Source organism: Pseudonocardia sp. EC080619-01, from assembly GCF_001420995.1.
GTDB lineage: Bacteria > Actinomycetota > Actinomycetes > Mycobacteriales > Pseudonocardiaceae > Pseudonocardia.
Genome location: NZ_CP012184.1, coordinates 3,275,391 through 3,288,045, shown reverse-complemented (window position 1 = coordinate 3,288,045; position 12,655 = coordinate 3,275,391). Strand labels below are relative to the sequence as shown.

The 12,655-nt window shown below is 73.8% G+C and carries 15 protein-coding genes; 8 read left to right on the top strand and 7 right to left on the bottom strand.

Annotated elements, in window-relative coordinates; genetic code table 11:
• Positions 1-2: 2 nt before the first annotated feature.
• A complete protein-coding gene (locus AD017_RS15480) occupies positions 3-659 on the top strand; it encodes a maleylpyruvate isomerase family mycothiol-dependent enzyme (RefSeq protein ID WP_060574654.1) in 657 nt (218 codons plus the stop codon).
• A 40-nt stretch (positions 660-699) separates the two neighbouring features.
• Here AD017_RS15480 and AD017_RS15475 read toward each other — a convergent pair whose 3' ends face one another.
• Positions 700-1,542, bottom strand: coding sequence for an alpha/beta fold hydrolase (locus AD017_RS15475; RefSeq protein WP_060574653.1), 843 nt, complete (start codon positions 1,540-1,542; stop codon positions 700-702).
• Between the two features lie 109 nt (positions 1,543-1,651).
• Between AD017_RS15475 and AD017_RS15470 the strand changes: the two genes are divergently transcribed.
• Together AD017_RS15470 and AD017_RS35350 are read left to right on the top strand one after the other, a co-directional pair.
• Complete coding sequence (locus AD017_RS15470) at positions 1,652-2,029, top strand: hypothetical protein (RefSeq protein ID WP_060633641.1); 378 nt, start codon at positions 1,652-1,654, stop codon at positions 2,027-2,029.
• A 51-nt stretch (positions 2,030-2,080) separates the two neighbouring features.
• The gene (locus tag AD017_RS35350) at positions 2,081-2,236 is read left to right on the top strand and encodes a hypothetical protein (protein ID WP_168172281.1); all 156 of its coding nucleotides are present in this window, start codon (positions 2,081-2,083) and stop codon (positions 2,234-2,236) included.
• 9 nt (positions 2,237-2,245) lie between these two features.
• Here the strand turns inward: AD017_RS35350 and AD017_RS15465 are convergent, their stop codons facing one another.
• Both AD017_RS15465 and AD017_RS15460 read right to left on the bottom strand, forming a co-directional pair.
• Entirely contained in the window at positions 2,246-2,749 is a 504-nt protein-coding gene (locus AD017_RS15465) for a VOC family protein (RefSeq protein ID WP_050802442.1), read from the bottom strand.
• Between the two features lie 111 nt (positions 2,750-2,860).
• Positions 2,861-3,958 (bottom strand): LLM class flavin-dependent oxidoreductase, encoded by a 1,098-nt coding sequence (locus AD017_RS15460; protein WP_060574651.1) that lies wholly within the window; start codon positions 3,956-3,958, stop codon positions 2,861-2,863.
• A gap of 100 nt (positions 3,959-4,058) precedes the next feature.
• On the opposite strand from AD017_RS15460, the gene AD017_RS15455 reads away from it, so the two are divergent.
• Together AD017_RS15455 and AD017_RS15450 are read left to right on the top strand one after the other, a co-directional pair.
• Positions 4,059-4,523 carry a MarR family winged helix-turn-helix transcriptional regulator gene (locus tag AD017_RS15455; RefSeq protein WP_029239718.1) on the top strand — a complete coding sequence of 155 codons (465 nt, stop codon included), beginning with the start codon at positions 4,059-4,061 and terminating at the stop codon, positions 4,521-4,523.
• 82 nt (positions 4,524-4,605) lie between these two features.
• On the top strand, positions 4,606-5,751 hold the full coding sequence (locus AD017_RS15450) for a glycerol dehydrogenase (protein WP_010234358.1): 1,146 nt from the start codon (positions 4,606-4,608) through the stop codon (positions 5,749-5,751).
• Between the two features lie 68 nt (positions 5,752-5,819).
• Here the strand turns inward: AD017_RS15450 and AD017_RS15445 are convergent, their stop codons facing one another.
• Genes AD017_RS15445 through AD017_RS15435 form a run of 3 tightly spaced genes read right to left on the bottom strand, consistent with a single transcriptional unit; the run spans position 5,820 to position 8,583 of the window.
• Positions 5,820-6,845, bottom strand: coding sequence for an NAD(P)-dependent alcohol dehydrogenase (locus tag AD017_RS15445; RefSeq protein ID WP_010234357.1), 1,026 nt, complete (start codon positions 6,843-6,845; stop codon positions 5,820-5,822).
• The gene (locus AD017_RS15440) at positions 6,842-7,570 is read right to left on the bottom strand and encodes an iron-sulfur cluster assembly protein (RefSeq protein ID WP_060574650.1); all 729 of its coding nucleotides are present in this window, start codon (positions 7,568-7,570) and stop codon (positions 6,842-6,844) included. Before AD017_RS15440 ends, AD017_RS15445 begins: the two co-directional genes overlap by 4 nt.
• Positions 7,570-8,583, bottom strand: coding sequence for an amidohydrolase family protein (locus tag AD017_RS15435; RefSeq protein ID WP_060574649.1), 1,014 nt, complete (start codon positions 8,581-8,583; stop codon positions 7,570-7,572). The genes AD017_RS15440 and AD017_RS15435 overlap by 1 nt, the downstream gene beginning before the upstream one ends.
• Before the next feature lie 202 nt (positions 8,584-8,785).
• Between AD017_RS15435 and AD017_RS15430 the strand changes: the two genes are divergently transcribed.
• A complete protein-coding gene (locus AD017_RS15430) occupies positions 8,786-10,180 on the top strand; it encodes a helix-turn-helix domain-containing protein (RefSeq protein ID WP_060574648.1) in 1,395 nt (464 codons plus the stop codon).
• Between the two features lie 12 nt (positions 10,181-10,192).
• On the opposite strand, the gene AD017_RS35345 is transcribed toward AD017_RS15430, so the two are convergent.
• Positions 10,193-10,333, bottom strand: coding sequence for a hypothetical protein (locus AD017_RS35345; RefSeq protein WP_010239639.1), 141 nt, complete (start codon positions 10,331-10,333; stop codon positions 10,193-10,195).
• Positions 10,334-10,553: 220 nt separating this feature from the next.
• Here AD017_RS35345 and AD017_RS15425 point away from each other — a divergent pair, with 220 nt between their 5' ends.
• Both AD017_RS15425 and AD017_RS15420 read left to right on the top strand, forming a co-directional pair.
• Complete coding sequence (locus AD017_RS15425) at positions 10,554-11,174, top strand: DedA family protein (protein ID WP_010239637.1); 621 nt, start codon at positions 10,554-10,556, stop codon at positions 11,172-11,174.
• An 83-nt stretch (positions 11,175-11,257) separates the two neighbouring features.
• Positions 11,258-12,655, top strand: a complete 1,398-nt coding sequence (locus AD017_RS15420; RefSeq protein WP_060574647.1) for an amidase — start codon at positions 11,258-11,260, stop codon at positions 12,653-12,655.

The following is a 12,655-nucleotide window of genomic DNA, read 5'->3' as shown; positions in this document are numbered from 1 at the left end:
GTATGAGCACCGGCCCCCGCACCGTCCCGCAGGACGAGCTGCGTTCCGCGATCGCCGAGGAACGCATCGCCCTCGCCGACGACCTGTCCACCCTGACCGGCGATGAGTGGGGCGCCCCCTCGCTGTGCGCGGGCTGGTCCGTGCACGAGGTCGTCGCCCACGTCTCGCAGTCGGGCTTCCCGCACACCTGGGCCTGGATCGCCTCGGCGGTGCGGCACGGCGGACCGGACGGCGGCGAGGACGTCCGCACCCGGGCCCGCGCCGCCCGCCACGGCCCGGCCGAGCTGGTGGAGCTGTTGCGGGAGAGCGCGACGTCGACCTACCGGCTGCCGCTGAGCAACCGCTGGGACCCCTACGTCGATCTCCTCGTGCACGGCCAGGACGCGCTGCGCCCGCTCGGCCGCACCCACCCGGTGCCGCGGCGCCTGCTGGCCCCGGCGCTGACGTTCGCCTGGTCCAGCCCGCTCTACGGGGTGCGACGGCGGCTGCGGACGGTCCGCTTCGCCGCGACCGACCTGGACTGGACGGCCGGGGACGGTCCGCTGGAGCTGCACGGGCCGGCGGCGGACCTCCTGCTCGCCGTCACCGGCCGCGCCGTCGGCCTGGCGGGGCTGTCGGGGACCGGACGGGAGACGGCCGAGTCGACGCTCGGCGGGTGACCCCGGCCGCGGGCGGGACCACCCGCGGCCGGACGGCCCGTCAGAGCGCGGCCAGGACCTCCCGCAGCCTCGTCTCGAACCCGCCCGGGTCCTCCATGAACCCGACGTGCCCACCCGGGAACCGCTCGGGGTCCGACCCCAGCCCGGCCGCCAGCGCGCGGGAGGTGAGGTCGCAGAGCTGCCCGTCGGAGGTCAGGCCGATGCCGACCGCGACCCGGCGCCCACGCAGCACGTCGAGGTCCGGTGCCCAGCGCACCGTCTCGCGCATCTCGTGCAGGAAGAAGTGCCGTTCGTCGGCGGCCGTCCGGTCCGGGTCGGGAGCGGCGGCGTCGGCGGTGGGCAGTCCGGTGCCGCCGCCGGGACGGTCCTCCGGCGGGCCGGCGGGGAGGCCCACCGCGGCGAGGAACAGGGCCCAGGCCGCGGCGGGGCCCTCCTCGGTGTAGGCACGGACCGTCCGCTCGGTGGAAGCGCGGCGGGCCTCGACGTCGGGCAGCAGCTCCTCCAGCGGCGGCTCGTGCGCGACCACGGCGGTGACCAGGTCCGGCCGTTCCTGGGCCAGCGCGAGCGACACGACGGCACCGCCGCTGGATCCGAGCAGCGTCGCCGGGCCCCGCCCGACGTGCTCGACCAGTGCGGCCAGGTCCGCCGCACGCAGCGGGACCGGCGAGTCGGCGTCCGGGTCCTCGGCCGTGCTGCGACCGGTGCCGCGCTGGTCGAGGGTCAGCACGGTGTGGTCGGCGGCCATCCGGTCGGCGAGCGCGGCGAACCCGTCCGCGCCCATCGGCGAGCCGACGAGTGCGAGGAGCGGCCCGGAGCCGCGGACGTCGAACGCGATGCGCGCGCCGGGCCGGTCGAGCAGGTCGGTCGTCACGGCGATGGTCATGGTGGCTCCCGGGGTGTGCGGCGGCGGTGTCGCGGTCGTGACCGTCGGCGCGGACGGTACTCATCGCCGTACGCTGGGACCGACTCCGACGGAACGGACGATCCACCCCGTGAAGACCCGCGTCGCCCCCGTGCTGGGCGTGCTCCTCGTGCTCGCCCTGCTCGGCAGCGGCCTCGTGTGGTTCGCCGCGAGCCGCGGCATCACCACCGGCGACGTGTGGGAGATGCTCGACCCGCCGCCTCCCGAGCAGTGCTCGGAGGACGACCCGACGACGTCGGGCTGCCTCACCCCGACCGCGCTGCGCCTGCACGACGCGACGGTGCAGCGGTTCGGCGAGCCCGGCCCGGACGCGCCGGTGCGGGCGGTCACCTGCTGGTCCGAGCACGCGTGGAACCCGTCGAGCGACCACCCGGGTGGGCGGGCCTGCGACTTCTTCCCCGCCGCCTACGGCGACTTCCCGGCGGGCCAGGACCTCGACGACGGCTAGGCCGTCGCGAACTGGCTCCGCGACAACGCCTCCGAGCTGCGGGTCCGGTACGTGATCTGGCAGGGCCGGATCTGGTACCGCGGGACCGGCGACTCCGGCGAGGGCCGGGAGAACTGGGGCCGGCCGTACAACGGCGGCGGGGTCTACGACCCCGAGGACGCCACCGGCGGGCACTACGACCACGTGCACGTCAGCGTCCGGCGGTAGCCCCGCCGGTCACAGCACGTGGTGGCCGTACATCTCCCCCAGCGGGTCGGCGATCAGCTCGACCCGGGCGCCGTCGGGGTCCCGGAAGTACACCGAGACGCCGGAGTGCACCTCGTGCTCGACGCCGGCCTCGCTGAGCCGGGCGACGATCGAGTCCCAGACGGAGGGCTCCACGCTGATCGCGATGTGGTGCAGCCCGCCGAGCACCTCGGCGTAGGGCCCGACGTCGAGCCCCGGGAAGTCGAAGAACGCCAGCAGGTTCCCGTTGCCGATGTCGAAGAAGAAGTGCGACGAACCCGGGTAGTCCCGGTTCTCGATCAGCTCGGTGAGCGGGAACCCGAGGACGTCCTGGTAGAAGCGCACGGTCCGCTCGACGTCGCTCGACACGAGCGCGGTGTGGTGCAGGCCGCGGGCGGTCGAGGCCGGTCGCTCGGCCTGCGGCTTCAGGTGGGACTCGCGGATCCGGTCGCGCTCGGCGTCGAGGGCGGTGGTGTCGGTGCTCATGGTCGTCATCCCTTCAGCAGTGCGGTGAGGTCGGGAACGTCGTCGGACTCGTCGGTCCGCGCGACCGCCGGGCGGGTGGCGACGGCGTCGGCCGTCCGCCCGGCCGGTCCTGCGGGGCCGTCAGGCGGCCTCCTGCTCCGTGCCGGCGTCCCGGGCGGCGACCAGGGACGCGTGGGTCGGCGCGTCCGGCACACCGGCCGGGCGCAGCGCGTCGAACTCCTTCCGGAGCACCGGGACGACCTCCTCGCCGAGGATGTCGAGCTGCTCCAGCACGGTCTTCAGCGGCAGGCCCGCGTGGTCGACCAGGAACAGCTGGCGCTGGTAGTCGCCGACGTAGTCACGGAACCCGAGGGTCCGCTCGATCACCTGCTGCGGGCTGCCGACGGTCAGCGGCGTCTGCCGGGTGAAGTCCTCCAGCGAGGGCCCGTGCCCGTAGACCGGGGCGTTGTCGAAGTACGGCCGGAACTCGTCCACCGCGTCCTGCGAGTTCTTCCGCATGAACACCTGGCCGCCGAGCCCGACGACCGCCTTCTCGGCCGGTCCGTGGCCGTGGTGCTCCCAGCGCTTGCGGTAGAACTCGACCATCCGCCGGGTGTGCTCGGCCGGCCAGAAGATGTGGTTGTGGAAGAAGCCGTCGCCGTAGTAGGCGGCCTGCTCCGCGATCTCGGGGTTGCGGATCGACCCGTGCCACACGAACGGCGCGACGCCGTCGAGCGGGCGCGGGGTCGAGGTGAAGCCCTGGAGCGGGGTGCGGAACCGGCCCTCCCAGTCGACGACCTCGGTGTCCCAGAGCTTCCGCAGCAGCGCGTAGTTCTCGACGGCCAGGTTCAGTCCCTGCCGGATGTCCTGCCCGAACCAGGGGTAGACCGGGCCGGTGTTGCCGCGGCCGAGCATGAGGTCGACCCGGCCGTCGGCCAGGTGCTGCAGCATCGCGTAGTCCTCGGCGATCTTCACCGGGTCGTTGGTGGTGATCAGCGTCGTGGACGTGGACAGCTGCAACCGCTCGGTCAGGGCGGCGATGTGCGCGAGCGTGGTCGTCGGCGACGACGAGAAGAACGGCGGGTTGTGGTGCTCGCCGAGCGCGAAGACGTCGAGCCCGACCTCCTCCGCGTGCCGCGCGATGGTGACGACGTCCTTGATCCGCTGCGCCTCGGTCGGCGTGCGGCCCGTCGTCGGGTCCGGCGTGACGTCGCTGACCGTGAAGACTCCGAACTGCACGACTGCTCCCTCTGCTCGTCGACGGCCCGTTGGTTGATCCGTCATCTACATCCTGCGCCAACATAGATGATGCGTCAACTATTCCGGTACCGTGGTCCCCGTGACACGGTGGCTGGACGAGCACGAGCAGACGACCTGGCGGGCCTACCTCCGGATGCAGTCCCGGCTGCAGGCCGAGCTCCACCGGCGGCTGCAGGCCGACTCCGGGCTCTCCCTCTCCGACTTCGACGTGCTCGTCGCGCTGACCGACCGCCCGGACGAGCGGTGCCGGGTCCTGGAGCTCGCGACGCTGCTGGAGTGGGAGAAGAGCAGGCTGTCGCACCACCTGTCCCGGATGCAGAAGCGCGGCCTCATCACCCGCGAGGAGTGCGACGACGACGGCCGCGGCAACGTCGTCGTGCTCACCGCCGAGGGGCGGGACGCGATCGAGCGGTCGGCCCCCGGGCACGTCGAGACCGTGCGGGAACTGGTGTTCGACGCCCTGCCCGCCGGCGACGTCGACGCGCTCGCCCGCGTCTCGGCCGCGGTGCTGGGGCGCCTCGGCGAACGGGGCGTCTCAGGCTGAGATGAACGGCGGCTGCCCACCCGGACCGCGAGGCCTACCGTGCGGTGCCGCCACGGGAGACACCCGCGGTGGAAGGAGAACCATGGACCGGACGATGCGCACGATGATCAGCCCTGGCCGGTACGTGCAGGGCAGCGGGGCCATCCACCGCCTCGGCGAGTACCTCGCTCCGCTCGGGTCGCAGCCGCTGCTGGTGGCCGACGACATGGTGTGGGGGTTCGTCGGTCACGACGTCGAGACCTCTCTCAAGGCGGCCGGGCTCCCGGTCGACCGTCGCCCGTTCAGCGGCGCGCCGAGCGCGGCCGCGGTGGACCGCCTGGTCGGCGAGATCCAGGACGCGGGCGCCGACGTCGTCGTCGCCGTCGGCGGTGGCAGCACGATCGACACGGTCAAGGCCGCCGGGTACCTGGCCGGCATCCGGTGGGCGAACGCGCCGACCGTGGCCTCGACCGACGCTCCGTGCAGCGCCCTCTCGGTGATCTACACCGAGGACGGCGAGTTCGACGAGTACCGCTTCTTCCCGCGCAACCCCGATCTCGTCCTGGTCGACTCGCAGGTGGTGGCGAACGCGCCCGCCGAGTTCCTGATCGCGGGCGTCGGGGACGCGCTGGCGACCTGGCTCGAGGCCCGCGCGACGTCGCGCTCGGGCTCGAACACGATGGCGGGCGGCCTGCCGACGGTGACCGGCACGGCGCTGGCGAAGCTCAGCTGGGACGTGCTCTGGGAGAACGCGCTGCCCGCGGTCGACGCCGTCCGCGACCACCAGGTGACGCCCGCGGTCGAGAAGGTGATCGAGGCGAACACCCTGCTGTCCGGGCTCGGGTTCGAGTCCGGCGGGCTCGCCGCCGCCCACGCGATCCACAACGGCCTGACCGCGGTGCCCGCGACGCACGGCCTCGCGCACGGCCAGAAGGTCAACCTCGGGTCGGTCGCACAGCTCGTCCTGGAGGGGGCGGACCCGGCCGACCTGCGCGAGTTCATCGAGTTCACGACCTCGGTGGGCCTGCCGACCACGCTGGCCGAGGTCGGCATCCGGTCCGACGACGCCGAGTCCGTCCGGGCCGTGGCGCGGGCCGCGTCGGCCGAGGGCGAGACGATCCACTCGATGCCGTTCGAGGTGCTCGCCGACGACGTGGCGGCCGCGCTGGCCTCGATCGACCGGTTCGCGACCCGCGTCCGGGAGGACGCGAAGCTGCCCGCCCCGGTGCCGTACGCCGCCGCACACTGATACCGGCAGCACCCCGACCCACGGTCCTCCGACGGCACGCCGGACGACCGTGGGTCACGGCCCGGTGGTCAGGGGACGAGGATCGCCCGGCCCCGGACCCGGCCGGCGTCGAGGTCGTCGATCGCCGCCTGGAAGTCGTCGAGGGCGTACTGCGTGGTGTGCAGCGTGACCAGCCCGCGGGCGGCGAGCGCCATGAGGTCCTGCAGGTCGTTGTACGAGCCGACCAGGTTGCCGATCACGTTCACCTCGGCCGAGACCAGGTCGATCGTCGGCACGTCGACGTTCTCGCCGTAGCCGACGACGTGGTAGTCACCGGCCCGCTTCGTCATCCGCAGGCCCTCGGAGGTCGAGCCTCCCTCACCCACGAAGTCGATCACGGACTCGGCGCCGTCGCCGCCGGTCAGCGACAGCACCTCCTCGACGTGCGACCCGTCGGCGACGATCCCGGTGTCGGCGCCGATCGACTGGGCCAGCTTGAGCGCGTCCGGGTTCCGGTCGAGCACGACGAGACGGGCCGGCGTCAGCGCCTTGAGCACCTGGATCCCGATGTGCCCGAGCCCACCGGCGCCGATCACCACGCAGGTGTCGCGCGGCCCCAGCCGCCGGGACGCCTTGGCCGCCGCGTGGTACGCCGTCAGCCCGGCGTCGGCGAGGGCGGCGACGTCGGCCGGCTGCAGCGACGGGTCCAGCTTCACCACCGAGCGGGCCGAGGTGCGGAGGTACTCGGCGTAGCCGCCATGGGTGTCGATGCCCGGGAAGTCCGAGGCCGTGCAGTGGACGTCGTCGCCGGACCGGCAGGCGCGGCACAGCCCGCAGGTGGCGAGCGGGTGCACGATCACGGTGTCGCCCTCGGCCACGTTCGTCACGGCCGAGCCGACCGCCGACACCCAGCCCGCGTTCTCGTGGCCGATCGTGTACGGCAGCGTGACCTGCGACTTCTCCGCCCACTGCCCTTCGAGGACGTGCAGGTCGGTCCGGCAGACCCCGGCGCCGCCGATCTTGACGATCACGTCGTGCGGCCCGGCGACCTCCGGTACCGGGACCTCCGTCATCTCCAGCGGTCGGTGGTACCCGACGACCTGGACAGCCTTCACGTCTCGTACTCCTTCGGTGCGGTGGACTCCGGGTACCGGGTGCGCAGCAGGCCCCGGCAGAAGTGCGCGTTGCCCTCGATCGAGATGCGCTGCGAGCGGGCCATCCGCAGCTTCAGCGGGACCTGCTCGGCCGGGTACGGGACGCCGTCGTGCCCGACGAGCACCGGCAGCGCCGGGTCCGTCCCGAGCCCGACGGTCGCCCGCCGCCGCAGCAGTACCTCGGTGACGGGGCCGTCCGGCAGGTCGCCGAGGGTCACACCGAAGAGCGACTCGGGCGTCCGGTCCGGGTCGGCGCGCAACAGCCCGGTCAGCGACCGTTCCATCGCGGCGGCGTGTGCCTTCCGCTGGAAGGTGGCCCGCAGCTCGTCGAGGTCGGAGTCGGCCTCGTGCCGGAACGTGCCGCGGTACCCGGCGTCCGCGGCCAGGCCGGCGTTGATCAGGTCGGAGTCGTGGTGGTCGTCGAGCTCCACCACGACCTCGCCGGTCCAGTCCAGGTCGGTGAGCACGTCCTTCGCGTCCGAGCACATCAGGTAGGCGAAGTTCGGGGCGCAGAACGCCGTCGGGAGCCGCAGGTGCACCACGACCCGGTCGCCGTCGACCTCCAGGGACCGGACGAACTCCAGGTCGGTGATCGGCTCGTCGAGCTCCGGGTCGACGACGGCGTCCAGCGCGTGCCACGCCTCGTCACGGCGCGTACCGGGCCGGGTGAGGGCGGGGGCGCTCATCAGGCCACCGCCACGGCCTGCGGCTCCTCGATGGGGAGCTGCAGCTCGGCCGGGACCGGGATGTCGTACATCGCGGCCGCGTTCAGCCCGAGGATCTTCTTCTTCTGGTCGGTGGTCAGCGGCGCGTACTCGCTCAGCTCCTCGGGGATCTGGAAGTCGACGAACCGCTCGACCAGCCAGCGCGGGGTCCAGATCGCGTAGTCGCTGGAGAACTGGATGCGGTTCTCGTCGAGCCAGTACAGGAGCTCGCCGATGATCTGCGCGAAGTACTTCGGCCGGGTGTGCATGAAGGGGATCGCGACGGCCAGGCCGGCGTGCACGTTCGGCTCCTGGGTGGCGATCCAGCAGAAGTCCTCGAGCCGCGGCAGGCCGCAGTGCTCGATGACGAAGTTCATCTCGGTGAAGTCGGTGGCGACCTTGTCCACGTCGGCGACGTCGAACGCGTCGCGGTCCAGCGGGCGGATCGTCGGGCCCTTGTGGATGTGGATGTTGCGGACGCCCAGTTCCTGGGCCGTCTCCAGGTACTTGTACGACCAGTAGTCGTCGAGCTTCCAGCCGCGGGACTCGCCGTGCCACTCCGCGGTGTAGAGCTTCGCGCCCTTCAGGCCGAAGCGCTTCGCGTCCTCCCGGAGCTGCCGCAGGCCCTGTTCGCCGTTGCGCGGGTCCCAGTTGTGGTTGTAGGTCAGCTTGTCCGGGTGCGCCTGCGCGAGGGCGAACGCCTCCTCGGTCTGGCCGAACCCGTTGTTGTAGAACTCGCCCAGGTGGGCGGGCTGGAAGATCGCGTGGTCGACGTGGCCGTCGTCGAACAGGTCCTTCATCAGCCGGTCGCCGCCCTGGTAGAGGTAGTCCTCGTAGGACCAGACCTCGGACTCCGGGCTGAGGTTGCGGTGGTAGTCGTAGAAGCAGTCGATGAACTGCTTGCCGTGGATGTTGCGCTGGTTCTCCGGGCGCGCGTCCCACAGCGCCACGTGGGCGTCCACGATGAAGTAGGACTCACCGTTCTTCGAGTACATCGTCGTCCTCTCGGGTCGCGGCGAGGTGGTGGACACCCCGCGACTGGCGCGGGCCGGTGGGGTCCCGCGTCGTGGGCCGACGGTAGGAACGGCGCAGAGCCGGTTGGCGTGATCGCCGTCTCAACCTGAGACGAGACGGTGACGCACGGGAGTACAGCTTGTGACAGCGTGACCGACAGCAGGCCGTACGAGGAGGTACGTGATGGCGCAGGCCCTGGCCCCCGCACGCATCTCGGCGTCCTGGGCTCGCAGCGAGACCTACGGCGCGCCGACCGAGGCCGTCAGCCCGGCCTTCACCGGCGGGGTCGACGACGACTCGCTGTTCGCACGCTGCGGCAGCGAGGTGCTCGCCGGGCTCCACGAGGGGCTCCCCGGGGAGCCGATCAGCCTGATGCTGACCGACGCCGACGGCATCGTGGTCTCCCGGCTGTGCGACGAGCAGGCGCTGATCCGCGCGCTCGACCAGACCTATCTGGCACCCGGTTTCGCGTTCGGCGAGCGGGAGGCCGGCACCAACGGGCTCGGTCTCGCCCTGGCCGACCGGGTCCCGTCGCTGGTGCGCGGCGACGAGCACTACTGCACCGGCCTGTGGGGCTACACGTGCGCCGCCGCACCCGTCCTCGACCCGGTGGACGGCGACCTGCTCGGCTCGATCAACCTCACCACCTGGTCGCAGCGCTCGGACCAGCTCCTCCTCGCCCTGGCCCGCACCGCCGCCGGGCAGACCTCGGCGCTGATGCTGGCCCGCGGCCGGGGCGCCAGCCCCCGGCCCGCACCGCGCGGCGAGGTGTTCCGGGTCGCCCCGCAGGCGTCGGCCGGAGCCGTCGCCGGGCTGTCGGAGAACTGGCAGCACGCGGTCGCCGAGGCCGCGACCGCCCTGCGTGACGGCGCCCGGGTCGGTGTCGTCGGTGAGCCCGGCGCGGGCAAGGCGGCGCTCCTCGCCACGGCGCTGCGCTCGGTGCGGCCACGGCACCGGGTGCTGCACGCCCGCCCGCCGGCCGCCGCGGACGCCGTGTCCTGGCTGTCGCTGTGGTCCCCGGAGCTGGGGAAACCGGACACCGCGGTGATCGCGGGCCGGGTGCACGAGCTGCCCGGCCCCGTCGCGACCCGGCTGGCGGCGCTGGTCCGCTCGCTGCCGCACGCGGCGCTGAGCCTGACCGCGGGCACCGTCGACGGGGTGCCCGATCCGCTGGCCCGGCTGCTCGACGTCGTCGTGGAGGTCCCGCCGCTGCGCCACCGCGGTGAGGACGTCATGCCGCTCGCCCGCCACCTCGTGCGCGACGGCGTGACCTTCACCGACGCCGCCGCCCGTGCGCTGCGCACCTACTCCTGGCCGGGGAACGTCGAGCAGCTCCGCCGGACGGTCCGCGACGCGGCCGCGCGCAGCACCGTCGTCGACGTGCGGCACCTCCCGCCGGAGCTTCTGGCCACCCGCTCCGGGTCGCTCACGAAGATCGAGTCCCTGGAGCGCGACGAGCTCGTGCGCTGCCTGACCGAGCACGGCATGAGCGTCACCCGGGCCGCCGAGACGCTCGGGATCAGCCGGGCGACGGCGTACCGCCGCGTCCAGCGCTACGGGATCGCGCTGCCCCGCTGAGCAGCGGCCCGGTCAGAGCCGGCGCACGCAGGAGCCCACCCACACCCCGCCGAGCAGGGCGACGATCCCGCCGGTGACCAGCGCGCCGACGGTCAGCAGCGCGACGCCACCGGCGAGGACGAGCGCCGCGAGGAGCAGCTGGATCCAGACCACGTCCCCAGCATGCCCGCTCGCCGCGCGGCGCGTCGGGACCGTTGCGCGGGGAACGTGACCCGATCGTGTCGGCCTGTCGGGAACCCCGGCGGCCTCCCGGACGTCACACCTGGTGACGGCGACGGCGTGCCAGGACGCGGGCCCCGTGGAGCGGGGCGGCGTCCGGGCGCCCGACCGGACAGGGCACCATGATCGGAACGCACCTGATCGGAGGTCTCGAGTGACCGGGCTGACGGACGCCGTGGCCGCACTGCTGGCCGCCGTCCCGGCTGCACCCGTCCGATCACTCCTCGTGATCGCCATCGGCGCCTTCCTCGAGGGCCCGGTCGTCACGGTCGCCGCGGCGGCACTGGCCGGGGCCGGGCAGCTGCCCTGGTGGGGCGTGTGGGTGGCCGCCCTCGCCGCCGACGTCCTGGGCGACACCGTGCTCTACGCGCTCGGCCGGCACGGCGAGCGGCCGCGCGTCGCACGCGTGCTCACCCGGCTCGGGCTGACCGACGCCCGCCGCGCGGCGCTCACCCGCGAGGTCCGCACCCACCTGCCGCGGATCGTGCTCGGCGCGAAGCTCGTCGACATCGGCGCGATCCCCGCCTACCTCGCCGCCGGCCTCGCGAACGTCGGGTACCGGCGGTTCCTCACCTGGATCGTGCCGCTGGCGGCCGCGCGGACCGCGGTCCTCGTCGGGATCGGGTACGCCGCCGGGGACCGGCTGGCCGCCGACCTGGAGTCCCGCCCCTGGCTGCTGCTCGTCGGCGGGCTCGCCGTCGGGATCGCGCTGGTGCTCGGGCGGGTCGCGGTCACCCGGATGACGTCGTCGAAGCAGCGGGTCCGCGTCCGCTGACCCGCGCTCCGGTCGCCCGGACGCGGGACCCCGCGGCGGGTCCGCTCCACCGTCCCCACCCCCGGCGAGCATGATCTGAGGACATGAGCCGACGGGTGCACGCGTTCTCCGACGACGCGCTGGGCGACGACGACGCGGTGGGCCTGGCCGACCGCGTCCGCCGCGGCGAGGTCTCCCCGGCCGAGCTCCGCGCCGCCGTCGCCGCACGGGTGGCGCGGGTGGAGCCGGAGCTGCACGGCCTGGCGCTGGACCGGACCTCCGAGCCGGTGACGGGCTCCGCGGGCGGGCCGCTCGCCGGCGTCCCGACGCTGGTCAAGGACAACACCGAGGTCCGCGGCTGGCCGTCGGCGAACGGGACGACCGCCTACACGGCGACGCCCTCCCGCGAGCACTCCGAGGTCACCCGGCAGCTGCTGGCGACCGGGCTGGACGCCGTCGGGGTGAGCCGGATGCCCGAGTACGGGCTGAACGCCTCCACCGAGTTCGCCGAGGCCGAGCCCACCCGCAACCCGTGGGACCCGCGCTACTCGGCCGGGGCGTCGTCGGGCGGGTCGGCCGCCCTGGTCGCCGCGGGGGTGGTGCCGATCGCCCACGCCAACGACGGCGGCGGGTCCATCCGGATCCCGGCCGCGGCCTGCGGGCTGGTCGGGCTCAAGCCGTCGCGGGGGCGGATCGCCCAGAGCGCGAACGGCGCGCGGATGCCGATCGACCTGGTCACCGACGGCGTCGTCTCCCGCTCGGTGCGTGACACCGCCACCTTCCTCGCCGCGGCCGACCGGCACCGTCGCAACCCCTCGCTGCCCCCGGTCGGGCTGGTCGAGGGCCCCGCCCGGCGACGGCTGCGGATCGGCCTGGTGCTCGACTCCCCGACCGGCGCGACCGTCGACGAGGACACGCGCACCCGCCTCGCCGAGGTCGCCGAGCTGCTCGGCAAGCAGGGCCACGAGGTCTCGGGGACGACGACCGGGGTCGGGCAGCGGTTCGTCGACGACTTCCTCGACTACTGGGGGCTGCTCGCGTTCTCCGTGGTCACCGGCGGGCGCTGGCTGCACGGGCGCACGTTCGACCCGGACCGGCTCGACGCCCTCACCCACGGCCTCGCCGACCACTACCGGCACGTCATGGCCCGCACCCCGGTGTTCCTGCACCGGCTGCGCCGCGTCGAGCGGACCTACGCCGAGCTGTTCACCCGGCACGACGTGCTGCTGTCCCCGGTGCTCGCCCACACGCCTCCGGAGATCGGGTGGCTCAGCCCGCGCGTCCCGTTCGACGACCTGCGGGCCCGGCTGCTCGACTACGTCGCGTTCACCCCGCTGTGCAACGTCGCCGGCGCCCCGGCGATCTCGCTGCCCGCCGGCGCCGCCGGCAACGGGCTGCCGGTCGGGGTGCACCTGTCGACGGCGCTCGGCGACGAGCGCACCCTGCTGGAGCTGGCCTTCGCGCTGGAGGCCGACCGGCCGTGGCGCCGGATCCAGGACTGA